Annotated in this window: 20 protein-coding genes; 1 reads left to right on the top strand and 19 read right to left on the bottom strand. The window is 49.6% G+C overall.

Translation table 11 applies throughout. From position 1 onward, the window contains the following. Nucleotides 1-224: 224 nt before the first annotated feature. The 5 genes from M2133_RS00805 to M2133_RS00785 form a co-directional block, all read right to left on the bottom strand. Nucleotides 225-1,166 carry a glycosyltransferase family 2 protein gene (locus M2133_RS00805; RefSeq protein ID WP_277464055.1) on the bottom strand — a complete coding sequence of 314 codons (942 nt, stop codon included), beginning with the start codon at nucleotides 1,164-1,166 and terminating at the stop codon, nucleotides 225-227. Next, nucleotides 1,163-1,549: a GtrA family protein gene (locus tag M2133_RS00800; RefSeq protein ID WP_277464054.1), complete on the bottom strand. Its 387-nt coding sequence runs from the start codon at nucleotides 1,547-1,549 to the stop codon at nucleotides 1,163-1,165. The genes M2133_RS00805 and M2133_RS00800 overlap by 4 nt, the downstream gene beginning before the upstream one ends. Continuing rightward, nucleotides 1,536-2,279, bottom strand: coding sequence for a hypothetical protein (locus M2133_RS00795; protein WP_277464053.1), 744 nt, complete (start codon nucleotides 2,277-2,279; stop codon nucleotides 1,536-1,538). Before M2133_RS00795 ends, M2133_RS00800 begins: the two co-directional genes overlap by 14 nt. 118 nt (nucleotides 2,280-2,397) lie before the next feature. After that, entirely contained in the window at nucleotides 2,398-4,686 is a 2,289-nt protein-coding gene (locus M2133_RS00790; RefSeq protein ID WP_277464052.1) for an LruC domain-containing protein, read from the bottom strand. A gap of 225 nt (nucleotides 4,687-4,911) precedes the next feature. Further along, nucleotides 4,912-5,991, bottom strand: a complete 1,080-nt coding sequence (locus tag M2133_RS00785) for a membrane dipeptidase (protein WP_277464051.1) — start codon at nucleotides 5,989-5,991, stop codon at nucleotides 4,912-4,914. A 250-nt stretch (nucleotides 5,992-6,241) separates the two neighbouring features. On the opposite strand from M2133_RS00785, the gene mgtE reads away from it, so the two are divergent. Further along, nucleotides 6,242-7,579 (top strand): magnesium transporter, encoded by a 1,338-nt coding sequence (mgtE, locus tag M2133_RS00780; RefSeq protein WP_277464050.1) that lies wholly within the window; start codon nucleotides 6,242-6,244, stop codon nucleotides 7,577-7,579. Here the strand turns inward: mgtE and M2133_RS00775 are convergent, their stop codons facing one another. The 14 genes from M2133_RS00775 to M2133_RS00710 form a co-directional block, all read right to left on the bottom strand. After that, on the bottom strand, nucleotides 7,580-8,695 hold the full coding sequence (locus M2133_RS00775) for a D-TA family PLP-dependent enzyme (protein WP_277464049.1): 1,116 nt from the start codon (nucleotides 8,693-8,695) through the stop codon (nucleotides 7,580-7,582). Next, nucleotides 8,683-9,162, bottom strand: a complete 480-nt coding sequence (locus M2133_RS00770; RefSeq protein ID WP_277464048.1) for a RidA family protein — start codon at nucleotides 9,160-9,162, stop codon at nucleotides 8,683-8,685. The genes M2133_RS00775 and M2133_RS00770 overlap by 13 nt, the downstream gene beginning before the upstream one ends. A gap of 16 nt (nucleotides 9,163-9,178) precedes the next feature. Further along, nucleotides 9,179-10,504, bottom strand: coding sequence for a gluconate:H+ symporter (locus M2133_RS00765; protein WP_277464047.1), 1,326 nt, complete (start codon nucleotides 10,502-10,504; stop codon nucleotides 9,179-9,181). A 342-nt stretch (nucleotides 10,505-10,846) separates the two neighbouring features. Continuing rightward, nucleotides 10,847-11,086 carry a hypothetical protein gene (locus M2133_RS00760; RefSeq protein WP_277464046.1) on the bottom strand — a complete coding sequence of 80 codons (240 nt, stop codon included), beginning with the start codon at nucleotides 11,084-11,086 and terminating at the stop codon, nucleotides 10,847-10,849. A gap of 289 nt (nucleotides 11,087-11,375) precedes the next feature. Then, entirely contained in the window at nucleotides 11,376-12,461 is a 1,086-nt protein-coding gene (locus M2133_RS00755; protein WP_277464045.1) for an ABC transporter permease, read from the bottom strand. 12 nt (nucleotides 12,462-12,473) lie between these two features. Next, nucleotides 12,474-13,580 (bottom strand): ABC transporter permease, encoded by a 1,107-nt coding sequence (locus M2133_RS00750; RefSeq protein ID WP_277464044.1) that lies wholly within the window; start codon nucleotides 13,578-13,580, stop codon nucleotides 12,474-12,476. A 4-nt stretch (nucleotides 13,581-13,584) separates the two neighbouring features. Further along, nucleotides 13,585-14,331: an ABC transporter ATP-binding protein gene (locus M2133_RS00745; RefSeq protein ID WP_277464043.1), complete on the bottom strand. Its 747-nt coding sequence runs from the start codon at nucleotides 14,329-14,331 to the stop codon at nucleotides 13,585-13,587. Nucleotides 14,332-14,364: 33 nt separating this feature from the next. Beyond that, a complete protein-coding gene (locus M2133_RS00740; RefSeq protein ID WP_277464042.1) occupies nucleotides 14,365-15,291 on the bottom strand; it encodes an ABC transporter ATP-binding protein in 927 nt (308 codons plus the stop codon). 37 nt (nucleotides 15,292-15,328) lie between these two features. Further along, nucleotides 15,329-16,207: an HlyD family efflux transporter periplasmic adaptor subunit gene (locus tag M2133_RS00735; RefSeq protein ID WP_277464310.1), complete on the bottom strand. Its 879-nt coding sequence runs from the start codon at nucleotides 16,205-16,207 to the stop codon at nucleotides 15,329-15,331. A gap of 192 nt (nucleotides 16,208-16,399) precedes the next feature. Further along, nucleotides 16,400-17,683 (bottom strand): TolC family protein, encoded by a 1,284-nt coding sequence (locus tag M2133_RS00730; RefSeq protein WP_277464041.1) that lies wholly within the window; start codon nucleotides 17,681-17,683, stop codon nucleotides 16,400-16,402. A 3-nt stretch (nucleotides 17,684-17,686) separates the two neighbouring features. Next, nucleotides 17,687-18,316 carry a TetR/AcrR family transcriptional regulator gene (locus M2133_RS00725; RefSeq protein WP_277464040.1) on the bottom strand — a complete coding sequence of 210 codons (630 nt, stop codon included), beginning with the start codon at nucleotides 18,314-18,316 and terminating at the stop codon, nucleotides 17,687-17,689. A gap of 131 nt (nucleotides 18,317-18,447) precedes the next feature. Further along, nucleotides 18,448-19,434 (bottom strand): glycoside hydrolase family 43 protein, encoded by a 987-nt coding sequence (locus tag M2133_RS00720; RefSeq protein ID WP_277464039.1) that lies wholly within the window; start codon nucleotides 19,432-19,434, stop codon nucleotides 18,448-18,450. Nucleotides 19,435-19,467: 33 nt separating this feature from the next. Continuing rightward, nucleotides 19,468-20,676: an L-serine ammonia-lyase gene (locus M2133_RS00715; protein ID WP_277464037.1), complete on the bottom strand. Its 1,209-nt coding sequence runs from the start codon at nucleotides 20,674-20,676 to the stop codon at nucleotides 19,468-19,470. An 81-nt stretch (nucleotides 20,677-20,757) separates the two neighbouring features. Beyond that, on the bottom strand, nucleotides 20,758-21,864 hold the full coding sequence (locus tag M2133_RS00710) for a glycosyl hydrolase (RefSeq protein ID WP_277464036.1): 1,107 nt from the start codon (nucleotides 21,862-21,864) through the stop codon (nucleotides 20,758-20,760). Nucleotides 21,865-21,868 lie beyond the last annotated feature (4 nt).

The following is a 21,868-nucleotide window of genomic DNA, read 5'->3' as shown; positions in this document are numbered from 1 at the left end:
TCAGCGAATCGCCATAAGTGATTGCTGAACCATCCTTTAAAAACATTATTCTTTACATATATACACTCAGGTTTGTGGTTGATTCTCAAAGAGGATTACAGATAGTTTGTACAAATGTATATGTTTCACTTAATAAACAGATATCATTTTTGAGATTAAATGTTTCACATTTGACACAGCTCCCCGAACAAGAAAAGATTAGGGGTGGAATCCTCCGGATGGAATCAATCGGACGTGAAGTTTCGCTTTTCATCAATGATATATTCCGGACGGGCTTTGATTTCGTCGAAAAGGATACCGATGTATTGTCCCAAGACGCCGACTGTGATCAGTTGCACTCCGCCAAAGAAAATGATCGTAAAGATGATAGAGGTCCAGCCCGACTCGGCGTTACTGAAGCCATAAAGCTTACCCAGGGTAAACCAGACTGCCAGGATAATTCCGACCAATACGGCCAGAAACCCCAAACCGATAACGGTCGTCAAAGGTTTCTTGGAGAAATAGAGCAGGGCGGTCGAGGCAAAATGGATCATCTTGCGAAAGGGATATTTGGTTTCCCCGGCAATACGTGCTTCTCTCTCATAATAAAAAGGCACCTGCTTGAATCCCACCCAGCTGACCAGTCCGCGGATGTATTTCCCTTTCTCTTTCAATTGATTGAATTCGTCGATCACCTTGCGGTCGATCAGACGGAAATCGCCGGTATCCAAAGGGAATTCCACTTCACTCATGGCGTTCATCGTGCGATAGAACAGTTTAGCGGAAAGCAGTTTGAATCGGCTTTCTCCCGCACGGCTCTTACGCACGCAATACACCACATTGGCTGCGGTCTCTTCCTGAAGTTTCAATATCTCCGGAATCAATTCGGGGGGATCCTGCATATCGGCATCCAAGATAATGGCCAGGTCGGCATCGCAGTGATGAATACCGGCCGTCACAGCGGATTGGTGACCGAAATTGCGGGAGAAATGAATGACTTTCACCTGGGTATCATTCGCCGCGATCTCATCCAATAGCAATGGGGTCTGATCCCGACTTCCATCATTGATATAGATGATCTCTGCCGGATTGGGCAGTGACTCAAATACAGCTTTCGTTCGTCTGTATGCCTCATGAATAACCTGTTCTTCATTGAAACAGGGGATGATTACGGCCAGCTTTTTCATTTCTCGTAAGACTTAAAGGTAAAGTATTTATTCATAACAAAATTGATCACTGTATAAAACGCCATCGCTATCAGGTGGTTGTAATAGGGATCGATCGCCAGGTGTTTATTCAGGTAGAGCAATACGCCCAATTGCATCAGATAACAAACGACGAAGACCAGTCCGAAACGCAGAGCGCTACTCACCCACCCCATGGAACTCTTGAATGTCCATTGCTTATTCCAAATAAAGCTATTCAGAAGACCGGCCACATAACCTGTCACATTAGAAATCACATCCGAAAAGCCAAAAAGCTTCATCATCACCCAAATCACCAAAGCGGTAATAGCCGTATTGCCGACTCCTACCAGTCCATATTTCAAAGCTTGCTTAATCGTTTCCATCCTGACTTATTATATCGGCGACTTCGCTTTCCGATAGTTCTTTCACATTGGTGATGGTAAACATATTCGCAAGGAAATCACCATACTGATTACATTCGCTGATCACCTTATCCAGAATACCTTTAATATCGGCGCGAACCGGAACAAGGAAGATCATTTCGACATGATTGGTCTTTATCGTCAGCCGTTCGATCTCACAATCCGCATGAGAGAGCTGATAAGGGAATTCCCGTTCAATGACACGGCATTGATATTCCTGGAATGGCAACCGGTCTTTGGCTATAAACAACACGTAGAACCGCAGCCTTCCTTCTTTCCCTCCCAGCCCGGTGGAGATATAGATTTGTTTTTCATTGGAGAATTCGGACTCAAGCGAGATACGCGATTCCATCAAAGCCATATACGCCCAGTCGACCAGCCGGTCATCCGGATGTCTTACATAGTCTTCCAGCAAGCGGTAAGCCTTTACGGATTTTGAAATAGCCAACGTCGTAAGCAAATGTTTCTTTTCTTTCACCGAGGAGTCAGGGATTTCCAACAAATCGAATAAGGAATTGACTTTTTCTTCTGTCAATGAATCCGGAGATACCTGCTTTCGTATTTCTTCCGAGCACTTAAAATATTCCATTTGTACTTTCACCGGAACACGTTGTTCCAATATATGGAAATGTCCCTCGAGCTGGCTAAAAGAGTCATGGAATTGCCTGAAAACATCTTCTTCTTTCTTCATAGGTTATTCTTTTGTATGACTTACAAAACAGATATCCCAAGCAAAGGTACGTTTTTTTTCTCTAACAAAAAAGGCGTTGCCGAAACAACGCCTCTTTCATTATACCTCAATTTTTATATTATTCTTCAAAGGTCATGACTTGGCCATCTATCGGATAGCGATACCAATCCGGCGTATCGCTCCCACTTATCCAAGTATCAAAATTTTTATAAGCTTCGTCGATTCTCACCCCTTCTTTCGGGAAAGTCGTAAAGTCGGTTTGCGGAATAGCTAAGCCCCACATCCAACCATCTACATCGATGTAAGTATCCGAGCTATTGGCATGCGTTTTCGCTCTATTGGTTCCTTTGAAACCAGGCATGTGTACTTCATTTCGCTTATCCAGATCGAAATCTTCCAAAACAATGAACAAGTTGAAGTTGCTTACGTTAACTACTCCGGCGATCGGCGTAGTATACTCCACAGTCTTTCTAATAACCTGGGGTTCACAATCCTTTCTATAGGTATTGATTTGCTTACCGGCTTCCCCACCCAATACAGCATGCGCATCGGTAAAGAGACGGTAGACGGCATAGTCCTGTCCGGCTTCCCCATCGCTAACCGATGAAGCGCGGATACCATCCAACTGGAAGCCTAAGCCTAACACTTTGGTTGCACCCACAGCATACAAGGTGGCCACAACCTCTGTACTTGTCGTCTTATCTCCGCTGGTTGAATTGAGCAATTCAATCGATACCACCAGGTCGTTCATATCGTAGTCGCCTTGTGCCGGCCAGTTGTCTTCGAACATATAGGTGTACGGCATTGTTTCTGTTTCCTGATAGGTATCCGTCACATCGCCTTCGCCTTCACCGGGGTTGTAGTTCCCGGTATTATTGTTACAGTCAGACGGCTGGATCTCAACCGTTGCTTTTCCATCCGCAAAGGCCGCACTACCGTCCAATATATACGAGCTGGCTTCCACCGTATGCGTTTCTTTTTCAATCTCCACAGCGCCTAAATATTTCACTTTCTGCCAACCTTTGACAACAATATCTTTCACGCGGAACAAGGCATAACCCGCCCCTATACCTTTCACATCGCTGGCAGCGCCGTCAAACATGATACGTTCGCCATCCCAAATCGAGCTGTCATCCATATTCAGTTTCATTCCACTTGCTTTGGTTGTATTGCCCGCATAGAGATAAGCACCGGTAGCCAGATTGACTGTCGTACCACTCACTGTCAACGTTTCAAAAGAGATCAGACAACTATTCGATACTGTACCGTTTGTTAATGCACCCGCACCTACTTCCAGGGTATGCGTATTGGTGATTGTACCTCCGTTCATTGTCAACGTGCCAGCTTCTAACAGGTTTACGTTGGCCAGCGTTCCGTTGGTCAGTTTGAGATTCGTCGTTGTGATCGTTCCTTCATTCACGATCGGATTGGTATTATCCGAAGTGACTAAGAGATCCAACTCCATTGTTCCATAGTTATATGTCTGGGCTTTGGATGTCATATCAAAAGTCTGTCCATAGAAACTCCCATAGTTAACAAACAATGCGGTATCTGTCATATCCAACACTTTTATCAGGCTCTTATCTGAAGCATCACCCACGACGCCCCCTTTCTGAATAGCCATTTTTGCAGAACCAATCATAAAGATTTCTTTTGTTGCCGAGCCTTTCAATACACCACCGGAAAGCACATAGAGTTCCGCTCCCTGTTGCAAGGTGCTCTTCTTTGCGATATTCAACAACAGCGTTCCTTCCACATATAATTTATAGGCACTACTTCCTAAAGTCAACTGTCCGGAGTATGTTTCGCCTTTCTTTACGATATAGTTCTTCCCATTTTCCAGTTTGACAGCACCCGATCCCGACAAAGCGATCACATCGTCGCCATACGTAAAATCAATATCTGGCGCATCATCCGTCCGCAAGCTGTTAGCCGTGAAAGCACCCGCGCGGGTAACCGGCACATTGTTTTCGCCAATCTGCAGAGAGATCGTACCTTCCTGTACGGCTACGCCATATACCCGTTTGCGTTGGAACGGATCGGTGATCATCACATAAAGCGTTTCAAGCCCGGCAGGCAGCGTGATTTCCCGGTTATACGCAACCGTTTTATTCGTCTTCTGGCCGGAGCCGGCAATTAGCTTCGCGTTTTCTTCGACTGCCGGATTGTTGACATAAGCTTCTACGGTATAGTAGAATTCTCCATTATACTCATCGTTCACACGGACACTCAAGGTTGTCTTTGCAAACGTTTGCCAATCAATATCAACAGAAGGTACATTGGGTTCTTCCGGTTTTTCCGGATCGATGGGATCTGGTTCATACACATCTTGCGTGGAGCAAGCGCTGATTACTACGGTTAAAAGAAATGCCAGAGGCATTACGCGTAAAAATTTCAAATACTTCATAAAATCAATATTTACTTATTCTTTTTGTTGCGACAAAGATAGCGCAATTTGTTTATATCTCCATAAAACGACAGCGAAAAAAGCCATTTCAAAATCTTGTAATTCAAGTCTTCAAACCTTCAAACCCCTCTCTGGAGCATTTCGCTGAGCTATTCTTAGTTGAAAACAAAAAAAGTATTAAAAATGTTCGACAACTCTTGAAAAAAAGATCATACACGGCTTTCCTTACAACGATCGGCGCATAAAACCGATGAAATTGCCCGACAAGATCTTCTCGATATCCTCGCCGGCATATCCCCGATTCGTTAGTATATCCGGTATCTTTTGCAGGTCGGCGATGGTTTCCAAGTCGTAAGGACATTGTTCGGTACCAAAGGCACCGTCCAGGTCGCTACCGATACCGGCATGATTGGCATTGCCTGCCAACTGACAGATGCGGTCGATGTTATTTCCCATGATCTCCATCGAGCAATTCATTCCTCGAGGGGTAGATTGGCCTCTGACCCAGCCGGGCACCATCATCCAGGCATCCAATGCGACACCGATCACGGCATCTCGCTCGATCAGTGCCCGGATCATATCATCGGAGAATTGGCGGTTGTGATCGACAAAGGCGCGGCAGTTGTTATGGCTTGCCCATACCGGTCCCTGATAGATCTCCAAAGCATGCCAGAAAGCGTCGTCGTTCAGGTGGGTCACATCCAGGATCATGCCCAGGCGATCCATCTCTTTCAAGAGCTCTACACCCATGGCATTCAACCGTCCGTTCGAATCGGTCCCGTTGGCATAACGTCCCGGACCGTAATGCGCCGGACCGACGGCACGCAGACCGTATTCATACGCCCGTTGCAGATAATCCACCCGAACGATGGAGTCGGCTCCTTCGATACTCAATACATATCCGATGGGTTTGTTTTCCGGCGCGTCCTCCGCGTTCCATTCCGCCAGGTGGGCGTCGAGCTCTTCGCGTGTCCGGATCTGGCGCATCTGCCCTTCTTCTTCCATTGCCTGGTACCAGGCCAGTTGTCCCTGTGTCTGTGCCCAAGCCTGTTCGGGAGAGAGCCAACCGGGAAGGGGACTGTCGGGAGTTACGTAACGGCCGATCTGTGTGGCGACAATCAAGCCGACGTTTCCTTTTCTGAGTTCGGGGAAAGAGACAGTGGCATTGCCCCGGTCGGGCTTGTCGGTCATACCGGTTTCACGGCGGTTGAGTTCAGCGACCGACTCCCGTAAATCACGGTTCCACTCCAAGGCATTCATGCTCAGGTCTAAGTGTACATCTACGATAAAAGGTTGTTTCTTCATACTTCTTTTAGTTCTAACGCAATTCATTTAAGTGTGTAAAAATAGAAATATCTGCGCACATCGATCTGCTTTCGGCAAAAAAAACGTACCTTTGCACCGCTAAACAAACGGGAATACCCGTATTATTCACTAAATTATTTATCATAATGGACGACGTACCTGACAGTTGTTGTAGAAAACGAAGTAATTAACTACTCTGTAAGGTCACGTATTGCCGCTCCTTACAGAGCCAAAAATGTAAGGAGATTGAATGATGAATGAATTCAAAACACTATTCCTGGGTCTTATTGAAGAGAAGAACTGGAAAGCGCTTAAAATAGAATTGAGCCAAATCGACCCGAACCAGATCGCAGAAATAATAGAAGAACTTCCTAAAACAGAACGGATTATCCTCTTTCGCCTCTTGCCCCGTGAGATGGCAAAGGAGACTTTTCAGTACCTCTCCCACGACGAGCAGGAGGATATTATTGAGCAGTTGGCGGTCAACGGAGACAAGATCACCAACCTGTTGAACGACCTCGACCCGGACGACCGTACAGCCTTCCTCGAAGAGTTGCCCGGCAAAGTAAGTCAACGCCTGATGCAGATGATGTCACCCAAAGAACAAGGCATTACCATCAAACTATTGGGTTATCCCGAAGACAGTATCGGACGACTGATGACGCCGGAGTATGTCGCGCTCAAGCCGCATTTCACCGTTGCGGAAGCCCTCGATCATATCCGCCGGTTCGGACGCAATTCGGAAACCTTGAATGTGATCTACATCGTCGATGAGCAATGGAAGCTCTTGGACGACTTACGGATCAAAGAACTGATACTCGCCCGCCCGGAACAGCGGATCACGGAACTGACCGATAACCGCTTTACCGCCCTGAGCGCTTACGACGACCAGGAAGTCGCCATCCGGCAGTTTCAGGATCAGGACCGCGTAGCCCTGCCGGTGACTGATAGCGACGGCACATTGATCGGCATTGTGACCTTCGACGACGTGATGGATGTGGTCGAAGAAGAACATACGGAGGACTTCCAGCGGTTCGGCTCGATCCAGGACGCCGTTATCAATCCGCTCAAAGCGAAGATTACCTATTTGTACAAGAAACGCATTGTCTGGCTCTTTGCCTTGGTGTTTATGAATGTGTTCTCCGGTGCGGCGATTGCCTGCTTCGAGTCGGTCATTGCTTCGGTGGTCTCGCTGGTCTTCTTCTTGCCGCTCTTGATTGGCAGTGGAGGCAATGCCGGGTCGCAATCGGCGACACTGATGATCCGTGCCCTGGCCGTCGGCGAAGTGCAGATGAAGAACTGGCTCAAACTTTTGGGCAAAGAGTTATTGGTGTCCTTGCTTTTGGGGGTAACAATGGCATTTGGGGTGGTATTGATTGCCGGCTTCCGGGCGCCCGAAGTCATCGTCGTGGTGGCGATCACCATGACACTGACGGTAATCACCGGTAGTCTGATTGGTATGTCCCTGCCTTTTATCTTTACGAAATTCAAAGCCGACCCGGCAACGGCAAGCGCACCGCTGATCACCTCAGTCTGTGATATTCTGGGGGTGGTGATTTACTTCTCCGTGGCTACCTGGTACTTTTGATCAGACAGTGATACTCCGGTTGCGGGCAATCACATCCCACGTAGTGGTGAACTTCCTATTCTCAATCACATGCGCCTTATCATATAAAGCAACCGTCGGACAGATATGTACGGGCACACCGTAGAGTACCTGTCCGACGGTAAACATTGTACTATCGGCTACCTTCAATACCAGATGCTCTTCGCTCTGTGCGATGGAACTTGCCTCCGGCGCATTGAAGAACCAGACGCGAGGCAAGGGTGACTCGGCGGCAACCGATTTATGTCCCAGGTCCGTACAGATATGTGTTTGATCGACGATAGAGATCACCCGCGTCACCACCAATGCTGCCCATCGAAAAGGCTGATCGGGAAGCATCTCCATATATCCCCAATCCCAAAAGACAAAGGTTCCCGGACTGCATTCGCCATATTGCCGACGGATATGAATAGGGAAAGTCGGTGTCCCGCCTATCACGAGCGTTAACGGATAATCGTATTCCGGTTGAAGCGCGGCATAGACCCGATCGGCTTGCGCAAAAGCCAGATCTGCCTCTGCGGTTCGCAGCGAGAGGTTGGTGGAATGGATCTGCCCGTCGTAGGCATGAAGTCCTTTCAATAATAAAGAAGGACATTGGCGGATAGAATCAGCCAGTACACTTGCCTGCTTCGGATGTATGCCGGTACGGTTCATACCGACATTCAGATCGATATAGACCGGTAAAACGACAGAAGCCTTTCCTGCCAGCTCGTTTATCAATCGCGTGTTTTGTATGTCATCCACCAGACAGGCAAAGTCCGTCGCCGGATAAGTCTTTGTCAATTGAATAAGGCGCTTGATCTTCGGCCCAGTCGGCTGGTAGGCCAGTAAGACATCCGGCGCACCGGCCATCGCCAGCATCTCAGCTTCGGCAATGGTCGCGCATTTAAACTTACGGATACCCGCCTCAAGCATCAGCAAGCATACTTCTTTGATCTTATGCGTCTTCACATGCGGACGCAACCTGTCGACATTTCCTCCGGCAACTTCTTTGACCAATTCGATATTGCCTATCACCTTTTCCTTATAAAGAAGCAATGCCGGAGAATCTACTTCTTCTATATTCTCAACAGGATACCAAGGCTTTACTTCTCCCATTCTTCATTCAATTCAAACACCGCCTCAATTTCCACCGGGATATTATCGGGCAAAGAGCCGAAACCGACGGCACTGCGCGTGCCCACCCCGTTGTCCGGTCCCCAGACAGCAGCAAAGAGCTCGCTGCATCCGTTGATGATATAGGGATGTTTCTCGAATTCGGGTGTGCAATTCACCATACCCAAGACCTTGACCACCCGCTTCACCTTATCGAGGCTTCCCAGATGGCTTTTGATGGTCGACAGCATTGTCAGTCCCACCTGACGGGCGGCCAGCTTTCCTTCTTCCATTGTCATATCGCGTCCGATACGTCCAATAATCAATGACCGATCGTCCTGTACCGGTCCGTGTCCCGAGAGGTACAGGTATTTGCCGTCCACGATCAGGCAAGGTTTGTATACACCCAGCGGTGCAGGTGCCGGTGGTAAGTTTAATCCCAATTGTTCAAATTGTTTGTCTGCGTTCATAGTCTAATTGTAAATTCTAATTTGTAATTAATAGATTCAAGAGCATCACCCCCGCCAGCCCGGCCACGGAAACGATCGTCTCCATCACTGTCCACGAGCGGAAGGTATCTTTCATACTCAGGTTGAAATATTCTTTGAAGAGCCAGAAGCCGGAGTCGTTCACATGGGAACACGCCAGGCTGCCGGCGCCTAAGGACAAGACCATCAGGTTGGGATCGACGTTGGCTTGCGTAATCAAAGGCATCAACACGCCGGCTGCTGTCAGGGCGGCAACCGTTGCCGAACCGATACAGATCCGGATCACCGCGGCGATCAGCCATCCCAGGATCAAGGGGTGCACGGGCAACTGCTGCAACGCCGCAGCCAGTTCCATACTCACCCCACTATCTTCCATCACTTGCTTAAAGATGCCCGAACCGGCAATGATCAAGAGGATGGGCGCGATATCTTTGATGGCGTCCACATAAACATCCATCACCTGCTTGATACTTCTACCCTGGCGAATGCCCAAGGTATAAGTAGCCACGATCAACGCGATCAGCATCACGATAGACGGAGCACCCAGGAAGCCTACGGCCTCCGCCGCCTGCCCTCCCATCGCAGGGAAGAGCAAAGGAATCACCGTTGCCAGGATCAAGAGAAAGACCGGCAAGGTAGCGCTCAGGAAACTATTCGTTTTGCCCGGTTGACTAAACGCCGTTTCCAGTTCTTTCTTCTCAAAAAGCTTCAACGGACCGGTCTTTACACCACGTAACGTACGACCAAACAACGGTCCCGCCAACACTATCGTCGGCACAGCAATGCAAAGCCCATAGATCAGCGTCATGCCCATATTGGCTTCGAACAAAGCCACCAAGGCAACGGGCGAAGGGTGCGGCGGAAGAAAACCATGTGTCACCGACAAGGCGGCAAGCATCGAGATGCCCATAAATACCGCCGGTAACTTGTATTGATTAACGATAGAAAAGATCAGCGGGACCAAAAGCACGAAACCAATGCCGTAGAACAACGGTATGCCCACGATAAAGCCGGTAATCATCAATCCCCAGTGAATATATTTCGTGCCAAAGGTTGCCACCATCACATCAGCAATCTTCTGTGCCGCCCCACTCTCGGCCACCAATTTACCCAGCATAGCCCCCAATACGATAATCAATGTCAGACTGCCCAAGATATTGCCAATGCCCCGGTCGATCGTCGCCGGCAGATCACCCAACGGAATGCCCAATCCGATCCCGGCCAATACCGAAACGACAATAAAAGCCAGAAAGGCATCCACCTTAAAATAGGAGATCAACACGATCAAGAGCAACAAACAAAGGATAATGATGATAAAGGACATGGTGTTCTTCTTTTATGTATAGTATGAGTAACAAATATAGATTATTTCACGGACTTCGCCAACTTCTTCGGGTTTTGTCTGCAATCCCATACCCGGACAATGTATACCGTTCCATCCTCCACATAGTAAATAATCTTATTCCGGCTATTTGAAGACACGAACGAACGGTATGTCTTTCGCGATTTACAGATCAAAGGTTCTATAGCTCCCAAATAGGGGTTAGTTGCAAATAAGTCGACAATATCAAGAATGTTATTATACATCTTGGCTGCTGCCTTTGGATCTTTTTTTTCATAATAAGCGTACATCTCATTCATGTCGCGCAAGGCTTTGGGCATCCAACTAATCTTCATAGGCTATCTTTCGCGTCAACCTCACTTCTTCATGAGGGATGGTTTTGATTTTCCCTGCCGCAAAATCTTCTTCCTGCCGACGTATACTCTCATTCAATTCTTCAACGGAACACATGAAAGAAGGCATCGAGAGTTTTTCGTATATACTCTCCAACTCAGCAAACCGCTCTTCATCCGGATCGTTAAGTATAGCAGCTATTAGTTTTTCTTTTCTTTCCAATACTGTCATTGCTTTTATTTTTCGAACTACTGTATCCACAAAGATACAAAATAAAACCTTTTTCCAGCGACATCCCGGTCTCTTTTCTTTTTCTTCAGCGTCTCTTTTGGGTAGGGCTGGGCAGAAAAAATAGTTAGAGGTACGTCAAAAGTAATTATGAGGTACGTCTAAATTTGTTTTGAGGTACCTCATAATTGTTTTTGAGGTACCTCAAAATAATTTTAGAGGTAGGTCATACCGAAAAAAGGAGGCGGACGGGCAAAAAAAGACGTAGGACTTGGCAAAAAAAGACGGCTTGTTATTCTTTCTTACGGTAACTGATTACAGCCAAGGCGTTGAAAGCGATGGCGAAGAGGCAGACAGCTCCGAAGTAACCCGAGAGGTCGGACAGGGTGCTGCCTTTGAGGTAGACCATGCGCATGACTTCGACGAAGTATCGCACGGGATTGAACAAAGTCAACGTCTGTGCCCATGGAGGCATACTGCTTACGGGGGTAAACAGGCCACTCAACAGGGCAAAGATGATCAGGAAGAAGAAAGCGGTGTACATCGCCTGCTGCTGGTTGGACGAGATGGACGAGATCGCCAGCCCCATGCCCGTAAAAGCAATCACATAGATTGCCGAGAAGAGGTAGATCACGCCAAAGCTACCCAGCGGCGTGAGCCCATAGACGATCCAGGTGATCAATATGCCGATCGTCAACAGGATAAAACCGATGATCCAGAAAGGAATCAGCTTCGACAGGAGGAATAGTGCCTTGGGAATAGGCGTAACATTGATCTGTTCGATCGTGCCGCGCTCCTTCTCACTGACGATATTCAAGGCGGTAAGGAAGCCACTGATGATCGTGATCAGAAACACCAGGATGCCGGGCACCATATAGTTTTTATAGTTCAGATGCGGGTTAAAGAGGAAGCGGGGCATCACGCGGGAGACGGTAGCGAGGCCTTGTCGTTCGGCATTGAACTGCTCGATGATCTGTGTCAGGTAAGCGCTGCCCATGCCGCCTTTGGTTCCGTTCACGGCATTGGCGGCAATGAGAACTTCGACCTCCGCTTCGCGTCCCAGGTCGCGTTCGAAGCCCGAAGGGATCTCCAACAGGATATCGGTCGTATTGTTTTCAATGCGTTGCAGGGCCTCATCGTACGAGGGCGCGACATCACTCAGGCGGAAATAACCCGAAGAAAGCACCTTGTCGGTCAGCCGCCGCGAAGTGAGCGATTGATCCTGATCGACAATGCCCAGGTTGATATTGCGCATCTCGAAGTTGGCGGCAAACGGAAGGATCAACAACTGAAGCACCGGCAACAGGAAGATAATGCGCGGCAGGATCGCATCGCGCCGGATCTGTTTGAATTCTTTTTCTAATAGATAGCGTAACATCTCACTCCTCCTCTATTCTAAACGGGTTTTGAAACGCTTGACACTCAACACAAGGATAAAGAAAGCCATAAACAACAGGATGCCCACTTCCTTCAATACCCCACTAAGCGGTACTCCTTTGATCATCACATCCTTGACGGCGATGATATACCACTTCGCCGGCACAATATGGGAAAACCACTGCAACAGCCGCGGCATATTCTCCACCGGAAAGACCATGCCACTCAACAGGATCACGGGCAGCATCAACACCAACGCACTGATCAGCATAGCCGCCTGCTGCGTTTGCGTCACCGTCGAGATAAACAAACCCAGAGAGAGCGCCACCAGGGCATACAGGATCGAGATGCCGATCAACAGCGTCAGGCTACCGACAATCGGCACCTCCAACAGAAAATAAGAAAGCATCAGGATCGTAGCTACATTCACCATACTGACCAACAGGTAAGGGATTGCTTTAGCAACAATGATAGACAACGGCTTCAGAGGCGAGACCAACAATACTTCCATCGTACCCATCTCTTTCTCACGGACGATGCCCACCGAAGTCATCAAAGCACAGATCAGGATCAGGATCAGTCCCATCACACCCGGCACGAAGTTGTACGCACCTTTCATCTGCGGGTTATACAACAGATGAGTTACCGGCGTGACGCGGCCACCGTCGGCCAGTGTAGTCATCTCAATCCTTTGCTCTTCCCATAGTTCGGCCTGGATAATCGCCGCGGCATACGAAGCCAGTTGCGTCGCTTCGTTCGGATCGGTAGCATCGGCGAGGATCTGCACCCGGCTATCCCGATCGTCGGCAAAATGCGGCGGGAAGACAATGGCAAGCTTCGCTTTTCCCTGGCGGAACAAGGCTTGTACGTCATCTTGGTTTTCACTGTAGCGATACAGTTCGAAATACTCGCTGGCCATCAGCCGGTCGGCGATACTTCGGGTCACGGCGTCGCGACTGTAATCGAGAATCGTGACGGGTGCCATCTTGATCTCCGTCGTAATGGCGTAGCCGAAGAGAATCAACAGTACGATAGGCATCGCCAGGAGGATAAACAACGTACGCCCATCCCGGAAGATATGGTAGAATTCTTTTTGTATAAACGATATGAACTGTTTCATCGCCTTATTCCTCCCGTGTAGCTTTCCGGGCCAGGGCCTGAAAGACTTCATTCATGGTTGTTACTCCGTAGTTCTGCTTCAACGCCGCCGGACTATCCAAAGCGTCGATGCGCCCGTCGACCATAATAGAGACGCGGTCGCAATATTCCGCCTCATCCATATAATGGGTGGTCACAAAGACGGTGATCTGCCGCGCGGCCGCCTCGTAGATCAGTTCCCAGAACTGGCGACGGGTCACAGGATCGACCCCTCCCGTCGGTTCATCCAGAAACACAATCTTTGGTTCATGGATAATCGCCACTGAAAAGGCAAGCTTCTGCTTCCAACCCAGCGGCAGGGCGTCGACCAATGTCTCCCGTTCCTTCTCCAGGCCGAGCGTGTGTAATAGTTCTTCAGTCTTATCCGCCAATCGCTTGGCCGGTAGGCCATAGATGCCCCCGAACAGGCGGATATTCTCCCAAACCTTCAGGTTGCCGTAAAGAGAGAACTTCTGGCTCATATAACCGATATGCCGTTTGATCTGCTCGGACTCTTTATAGATATCATAACCGGCAACGGTCGCCTGGCCGGAGCTTGGGATCGACAGCCCGCAGAGCATACGCATTGCTGTGGTCTTGCCTGCTCCGTTGGCGCCGAGGAAACCGAAGATCTCCCCTTCCGCCACGCGGAAAGAGATATGATCGACGGCGGTAAAGTTGCCAAACCGCTTCGTCAACTGATCCGTTTCTATAACAAAAGCCCTATTCTTCATTTCTATTTTATTCTCTCTTAAAATATCAAAGGACTATCTCAAGCTCATAAAGCAATCTTCAATCCCCGGCTCGATCTTTGTCAACAGGAGATCGGTATGTTTCTTTTCAACCAGATAGGCGGTCAGCTCTTCTTTCAACTGATCCTCCGTCTTGTTCTTCAATGCCTCTTCCCGAAAAGCCAGGTGATGCGTATCGCCAAAAGCAAAACAGGAGAAGGTCGCCGGAAAAGCGCGCAAATCCTTTAACAACGGGTACATCGCCGCCGAACGCACCGCCCATAACGAATGCGTGTAGGAAGAACGGATCGCCGAAGGCGTGCCGACCGACAGCAACTGCCCATCACGCATCAAGGCGATCCGGTCGCAACGGGAAGCCTCATCCATATAAGGCGTAGAGACCAGGATCGTGATGCCCTGCGTCTTCAACTGATCCAACATATCCCAGAACTCCACGCGGGAGACGGGATCGACACCCGTGGTCGGCTCATCCAGGAACAACACCTCCGGCCGATGGATCATCGCACAACAAAGCGCCAATTTCTGCTTCATACCACCCGACAGCTTTCCCGCCCTGCGCTTGCGGAAAGATTCGATCTGCACATAGATATCCCGGATCAGATCCATATTCTCTTCGACAGTCGTCTGAAACACCGTCGCAAAGAACCGCAGGTTCTCCTCCACCGACAGATCGGGATACAACGAGAAGCGCCCCGGCATATACCCGACAAGCTGACGGATCCGCATCATCTCCTGCACGACATCCCGTCCGCAAACCGTAGCCCGCCCCTGATCGGCCAACAACAAGGTCGTCAGGATCCGAAAAAGCGTCGTCTTGCCTGCCCCATCCGGACCGATCAATCCAAACAACTCACCCGGCCGAACCGTCAAAGAGAGACCGCGCAACGCCTGAACCTTGCCGTACCCCTTCGAAACCCCTTCTATGTTAATCCCATTCTCCATTGTTAATCAAAGATCGGCTTTAGCCAATTGTCAATTGTCAATTGTCAATTGTCAATTTAATTTCTCCGTACTGCCCCAACTTCAGATACCCGTCGTTCTTCACCCCGATCTTCACGGCATACACCAGGTTCGCCCGCTCATTGCGCGTTTGAATGCCTTTGGGGGTGAACTCCGATTGGGCGGAGATCCAGGTCACCGTACCGGGATACTCCCGTTGCTCATCGCCATAGTCGGCAAAGACACGCACGGCATCACCCAATTTGATCTGCGACAACTGATCGGCCGTCACATACGCACGCAGGTACAACAATTCCAGATCCGCGATCTTATAAAGCGGCTTGCCGGCAGCCGTCACCTCACCCGCTTCGGCATATTTCACCAATACGGTTCCCGTCTGCGGATTCACCACCCGGCTCTTCTGCAACTGATCGTCCAACTGCATAATCTGATAGAGCAGGCCTTCCATCTCGGCATCGGCGCTATGCGTTGTTTTGTTTAAGGTAGAGTTTTGCGCATCCAGTTGTTTCTGCAGGAAATCGATCTGATAGACAATATCATCCAATTGCTTCTGGTTGCCGGCCTTGGCACGAACCAGGTTCTCCATGCGCTGCTGCTCGGTGCGCGCGGTGGCAATCTGTTGTTCCAATACAGCGATCTGCTTGCGGATATCCGGCTTGCGGATATCGACCGAACGCAATCCGGCCGCCAATTGCATCTTCTTCAGGTAGAGCTGGGTCGTATCCACATAGCCGACAACGGCACCGGCCGGCAGCCGATCGCCCTCCAGGATATTCAGCTCCATAATCTTGCCGTTCGCCTCTGCCGAGACCAAGACCTCCGTCGCCTCGAAAGCCCCCGACGCATCGTAGTTCACCTTGCCCCGGTTGCACCCCATCAGCCCAATCAGGCATACCATCGTTATTATAACCTGTTTCATATCTTTACTATTATAATTATCATTGATCTATCTCGGTTCCTCGCCTGGTCAGGCGAGGGGGACCATCGCTTGCGATGGTGGAGTGGTTGTTTCTAGGCAAAAGACAACCTCTCCACCGCTGCAAGCAGCGGTCCCCCTCTCCTGTCCAGGAGAGGAGCTTAGATAGTATTATCATTCGCGTCCTTGCATCACCCCATACTTGTAAGCTGCCATCAGATACTGCACCTGCCGTGTCGCCGCCGCCTGCCGGGCGAGGTCTTCGGCGTTGATCTCCCGGATCAGATCGGTTACGGAGATCACGCCATTCTCCAGTTTCACTTCCGCCGCCCGTTTGATACTGCTACGCAAACGCAGGATCTCTTCATCCGTTTCGATCTGCTTTTGGATCTTTTGCACTTCGGCATCCTGCCCGATCAGTTGCAGGCGGGTATTGAAAAGGAAAGTCTCCCGTTGCAAGGCAAGGCCGCGCATATTCGTTTCGATCTTCCGCCGATCGTCCTTCATCGTGTACAGATTGCCTAAGTTCCAGGAGAAACGCAAGCCGGCAATATAATACGGATTGAAACTATCCTCCAGCATATTCAAGCCCGGACGCCCATAACCGCCCTGCACGAAAGCCCCCAGGCGAGGCATCAGGCCGGCATGGATCTGTTTGTTTTGCGCGTCTATCAGTGAGATACGCGCGTCCAACGCCTTCAGTTCCGGACGATGGATCGCCATCGAGCGATCAAAGCCCGGCCATACGGGCGTTTCCAACAATACGTTCCCTAATGGTTTGTCCACAAAAGCCGCAAGCATCTGCAGATAAGCCGAGCGGGAAGCCTGGATATCGATCCTTTTCTGTTTTGTATTCAATACTTCCACCTCAAGGCTCTCCCGGTCGGAGAGATTGGCCGTGCCGTTGGCGATCATCGCCGCGATCCGTTCGATATTCACGCCCAGTTCCTTCTGCAACAGTTCGTTCTGCCGCAAGAGCTCATCCTGCAACAAAACACCGAAGTAAAGCTGATCTACTCGTTCCGTTAAGGCATAAAGATCCGCTTCCAACTGCTCCCGGTTCGCCGCCGCTTCGGCGCGGGTGATCTCCCGGACCGAACGGCTTATGCCGCCATCCCAGATCGTCTGGTTCAATTCGGCGGTAATCTTATACTGATCTTTGCTGACCGTCGGCAGATCAAAGCCGGGAATAAGGGAAGAGAGCTTCTCCGTGTCCAACGGCAGACGCGTCACCTCACTCTGGTACGTCGCCTGCGCATGCACCGCGAACTGGGGAAGCCAGCTCTTTGCCGCATTCGACAGATTATACTGTTCCGTCTGGTCAATCAATCCATACTGATGAATCAACGGATAGTTCATTCGCGCCCACTGCCGGCATTCCTCCAACGACACCCTCTCTTGTGCCCATATCGACAGCACCACCCCTAAAAGCAAAAGTATATACCCCCCTCTTCTCATAATTCATAATTCATAATTACTTAACACCCTCCGAGCCAAATCCTTCACAAACGGCCCGCGCTCGGCTATATAACTTTTATACTTCTCCATATCCCCATCCATGAAAATCGTAGACAAAGGATTCCGCAAGAGGATAGGAAATACCAAAGAGCCTATAAGAACAGAAATGACTTCCAGTAAGGGTATCTTTCTCAGGTTCCCTTTGTTCATCTCTTCTTCAATTTCGCCCCGCAAGCGCAAAAGTGGCAATACTTTATCCGGATCTTTTAATAAGACCTGATAGAGATGTTCCGGATCCCGGTTCATCTCCGAAACCACAAAAATGGGGAAAAGGAAATTCTCTTGTAAGGCTTCGATATACTGGTCGATCGCTTGCTGTATCTTCTCGATCACCGGAATATCTTCCTCTACGATCCGTTTTATATTCGGAAGAATGCTACCCATCAATTGTCCGAAGATCGCTTCGAAAAGCATCTCCTTCGTCCGGTAATAATAATGTAAAGCTGTGCGCCCGATGCCCACCTCATTGGCGATATCCGTCATCGTCGTCTGGTTGTATCCTTTGCGCACAAAGACGACCTTCGCCGCTTCCAGGATGCGTGCTTCCATGTCTATTCCTTCCTGCTCACTCATGCTCCGTTCAATTGTTATTTATTGTTTTGTCTTCTCTGTCTGACACACGTGTCAAATGTAAACAAAAAAAAGAGAGACAAGCTTATTTGTCTCTCTTTTAACGTTATTTATATTTAGCCTTCGGGCTCTTACTATTTTATCGGATGCGCAGCAACGCCTTCAAACGTCATCTTCACCGGATTGATAAAGCCATTTTCATCGAAAGTCATTCGGTCGATACAGGTCACCCGGTGATCACGCTCTTTGATTCCTTTCGGACGACGGTGATACACAATATAATAATCTTCCGTTCCGGGCGGATTCATAATGGAATGATGTCCGGCGCTGGTGGCCACCTCTTCATCCTGTTGCAGGATCGTAGCGATACGTTCGAACGGACCGAAAGGTGAATCGGCAATCGCATACGCCACACAATAATTGGGACCGCCCCAGCCGCCTTCGCTCCACATAAAGTAATACTTACCGTTCTTCTTAAACATAAACGGTCCTTCCACGTAGTTCTCCGGTGTCACTTCTTTGTAGATCTCGCCGTCGGGGAAAGGAACCAGCTCCGTAAAGTCGTCATTCAGCTTCACGATATTGCAATGGCGCCATCCGCCATAATACATATAATGCGTACCGTCGTCATCGCGGAAGACAAACTGGTCGATCGGTTGCGCGCCGTTGATAATGTCATTGATCAGCGGTTTGCCCAACAGGTCTTTGTAGGGTCCTTCCGGCCGGTCGCTCACGGCCACGCCGATACCGCCCACCTCGCCTTCGTGCACATCATTGGCTCCGAAGAAAAGGTAATACTTATCGTCCTTACTGATCACCGCGGGCGCCCACATGGCGATCTTCGCCCACTTCACCTCCGTCGTATCCAGGATATGGGAATGTTTCGTCCAGTTCACCAGATCCTTAGACGAGAAACAGTCGAAGAACGTCTGATTCTCATACAAATCACTCCAGGTCGGATAGATCCAATAGGTATCGCCATAGATAATGCCTTCCGGGTCGGCATACCAACCTTCAAAGACGGGGTTTCCACTCATCTGCACAGCGGCAGCTTCCTGTTTCTTCTGCCCACAAGCGACTAACAGCACCAAAGCAGCCAATAAATAAAGTTGTTGTTTCATAAAACGTAGATTATTATTTGTTGTCTAAAAAAACTATTCTTGCCTTTCCATATTCTTTGCCAGGCCACCTTCCGAGGTTTCTTTGTACAGACTCGGCAGGTCGTTGCCTGTCTGGCGCATCACTTCCACCACCTGGTCGAAGCTCACCCGGTGGCGTCCATCCGAGAAGCTCGAGAACGCATTGGCATCCAGCGCGCGGGCGGCAGCAAAGGCGTTTCGTTCGATACAGGGGATCTGTACCAGTCCGCATACCGGATCGCAGGTCAAACCCAGATGATGTTCCAAGCCCATCTCCGCCGCATATTCAATCTGCGCCGGCGTTCCTCCGAAAAGTTGGTTGGCAGCCGCGGCAGCCATCGCACAGGCCACACCGACCTCGCCCTGGCATCCGACCTCCGCCCCGGAGACCGAAGCATTCGTGCGCACCACATTACCGAATAATCCGGCAGTCGCCAATGCCCGCAGGATCCGGGAGTCACGAAACTCACGCGACTCCTTCAGGTTATACAATACCGCCGGCAATACACCGCACGAGCCACAGGTAGGCGCCGTCACGATCCTGCCGCCACTGGCATTTTCTTCCGATACCGCCAAGGCGTAGGCATATACCTTACCCCGGTTCTTGATGCTTCCGCTATAGCCTTTGGCACGGATCAGATAGTCCGACGCTTTCCGGCGCACGCCTAATCCTCCGGGTAATACCCCTTCCGCTTCCAGCCCACGGGTGATCGCGCTCTGCATCACCTCCCAGACCTCGGCCATATAGTCCCAGATCTCCGGTCCTTCGCAGTATTCGACATACTCCCAATAGGAAGTACCTTTCTTCTCACACCAGGTCTGGATATCCCGGATCGTATGCATATCATAGACTTCAGCGGCTTTCTGCTCATTGAAATGTTCGTTGGCCAATGTGCCGCCACCAATACTGTAGACAGTCCACACCTCCATCAGATCCTTTTGGGCGTTGAAAGCCTCAAAACGCATGCCATTGGGATGAAAAGGCAGGAAGATCTTCGGCTCCCACTGGATCGTCGTCGGTGCGGCAGGTTCCAATACATCCAGTATGGCCCGGTCGGTCAAGTGCCCCACACCGGTCGCCGCCAGGCTCCCGTACAGGGTCACAATAAAAGACTCCGCCTGTCGGTTTCGCTCCAAAAACATCTGCGCAGCCCTTCTGGGCCCCATCGTATGGCTACTGGAAGGCCCATAGCCGATCCGGAATATTTGTCTGATTGACTCCATTTCTTTCTTTTCTTCTTATTGACGGCATGAATTGCCAGCACAAAGGTATAAATAAATCAATCAACAGGGAGAATCCGGATTTTACTTTATATCTGCATTCATGAATATATTCGGTTTCGCTACAAATTCCTTAAAATCAATAGCAGAAGGATGTCCTTCAAACGGCACATAAAAATGATTCGGTTTATCCGGTTCCCATGCATTACGCCAGAACAACACCCACCCTATCCGGTATTGATTAATGACAGTGTAAACAGCATCTGTATAGTATTGGGGATAGGGTATGGCCTCCATACCTGTTTCACCTATAACAGGCAGTTTGCCCGACTGCTGCGCATAAGAGGTTATGATCTGTAGGTTATGGTCTAATGCTTTTTTGTAATTGGCCACAGCCGTCGCGTCGCTGCCGGTAGCATAACAGTCGAAGCCGATGATATCGACATAGTCATCCCCGGGATAGCGTTCGAGAAACTCCGCTTCGTCTCTGGTTTCGGAAGGCGAATAGGCATAGAGCAGGTTATGTACATGGCGCTTCTCGCGCAGGTAGTCGACCGTCATGATCCACAATTGTTTGTATTGCGCCGGCGTACACTGTTCACTCCCCCACCAGAACCAGCCCCCCGAATGTTCATGATACATGCGGAAGATCACCGGAATGTATTTCCCATTTTCATCTTTCAGATCGAGAAAGAAATCACTCAACCGGTTGAGCCACGAGAGGTATTTCCCATGGTTAATACCCATAGGCAGGACGGCTTTGACAACGAAGTCTTGCGCGCAATCCCATGCCGTATTGCCGGTCACGATATTATCGCCATGCCAGCTCACCGTGGTGATACCTCCGCGTTTATGGGTCTCTTTGATATACTGTTTCATATCGGCGAAATAGACTGAATCGAGGTTGTATTCCGCGCCGAGTTCAAGATGTCCCAACTCCCATCCGATCACTGCCGGATAGTCGCCCGCCACGTCTTTGGCATCCGAACGTCCGGGTTCTTTATACCAATTATGGCCATACGCCAATGCGTCCTGATGTCCCACCAGAATTCCTTTATCCATATTCCTAAAGAGACGTTGGTAAAGGTTTACGGTTTCCGCTGTCGCTTCTTTGTCGATGGGAAGATGTTGGTTTTGCGCGCAGGAAATAAACAAGAGGCTTGTTATCAAAGCGATTAGATATCTTTTCATATTG

The organism is Parabacteroides sp. PF5-6 (assembly GCF_029504695.1).
Classification (GTDB): domain Bacteria; phylum Bacteroidota; class Bacteroidia; order Bacteroidales; family Tannerellaceae; genus QVMG01.
Note: the sequence above shows the minus strand (reverse complement) of the source record. Positions and strands in the feature narration are given on the sequence as shown.

Bases quoted from the DNA above. Each gene is read 5' to 3' on its own strand.
- M2133_RS00805 (WP_277464055.1), bottom strand. From the start codon at position 1,166: ATGAAAAAGCTGGCCGTAATCATCCCCTGTTTCAATGAAGAACAGGTT.
- M2133_RS00800 (WP_277464054.1), bottom strand. From the start codon at position 1,549: ATGGAAACGATTAAGCAAGCTTTGAAATATGGACTGGTAGGAGTCGGC.
- M2133_RS00795 (WP_277464053.1), bottom strand. From the start codon at position 2,279: ATGAAGAAAGAAGAAGATGTTTTCAGGCAATTCCATGACTCTTTTAGC.
- M2133_RS00790 (WP_277464052.1), bottom strand. From the start codon at position 4,686: ATGAAGTATTTGAAATTTTTACGCGTAATGCCTCTGGCATTTCTTTTA.
- M2133_RS00785 (WP_277464051.1), bottom strand. From the start codon at position 5,991: ATGAAGAAACAACCTTTTATCGTAGATGTACACTTAGACCTGAGCATG.
- mgtE (WP_277464050.1), top strand. From the start codon at position 6,242: ATGATGAATGAATTCAAAACACTATTCCTGGGTCTTATTGAAGAGAAG.
- M2133_RS00775 (WP_277464049.1), bottom strand. From the start codon at position 8,695: ATGGGAGAAGTAAAGCCTTGGTATCCTGTTGAGAATATAGAAGAAGTA.
- M2133_RS00770 (WP_277464048.1), bottom strand. From the start codon at position 9,162: ATGAACGCAGACAAACAATTTGAACAATTGGGATTAAACTTACCACCG.
- M2133_RS00765 (WP_277464047.1), bottom strand. From the start codon at position 10,504: ATGTCCTTTATCATCATTATCCTTTGTTTGTTGCTCTTGATCGTGTTG.
- M2133_RS00760 (WP_277464046.1), bottom strand. From the start codon at position 11,086: ATGACAGTATTGGAAAGAAAAGAAAAACTAATAGCTGCTATACTTAAC.
- M2133_RS00755 (WP_277464045.1), bottom strand. From the start codon at position 12,461: ATGTTACGCTATCTATTAGAAAAAGAATTCAAACAGATCCGGCGCGAT.
- M2133_RS00750 (WP_277464044.1), bottom strand. From the start codon at position 13,580: ATGAAACAGTTCATATCGTTTATACAAAAAGAATTCTACCATATCTTC.
- M2133_RS00745 (WP_277464043.1), bottom strand. From the start codon at position 14,331: ATGAAGAATAGGGCTTTTGTTATAGAAACGGATCAGTTGACGAAGCGG.
- M2133_RS00740 (WP_277464042.1), bottom strand. From the start codon at position 15,291: ATGGAGAATGGGATTAACATAGAAGGGGTTTCGAAGGGGTACGGCAAG.
- M2133_RS00735 (WP_277464310.1), bottom strand. From the start codon at position 16,207: ATGGTATGCCTGATTGGGCTGATGGGGTGCAACCGGGGCAAGGTGAAC.
- M2133_RS00730 (WP_277464041.1), bottom strand. From the start codon at position 17,683: ATGAGAAGAGGGGGGTATATACTTTTGCTTTTAGGGGTGGTGCTGTCG.
- M2133_RS00725 (WP_277464040.1), bottom strand. From the start codon at position 18,316: ATGAGTGAGCAGGAAGGAATAGACATGGAAGCACGCATCCTGGAAGCG.
- M2133_RS00720 (WP_277464039.1), bottom strand. From the start codon at position 19,434: ATGAAACAACAACTTTATTTATTGGCTGCTTTGGTGCTGTTAGTCGCT.
- M2133_RS00715 (WP_277464037.1), bottom strand. From the start codon at position 20,676: ATGGAGTCAATCAGACAAATATTCCGGATCGGCTATGGGCCTTCCAGT.
- M2133_RS00710 (WP_277464036.1), bottom strand. From the start codon at position 21,864: ATGAAAAGATATCTAATCGCTTTGATAACAAGCCTCTTGTTTATTTCC.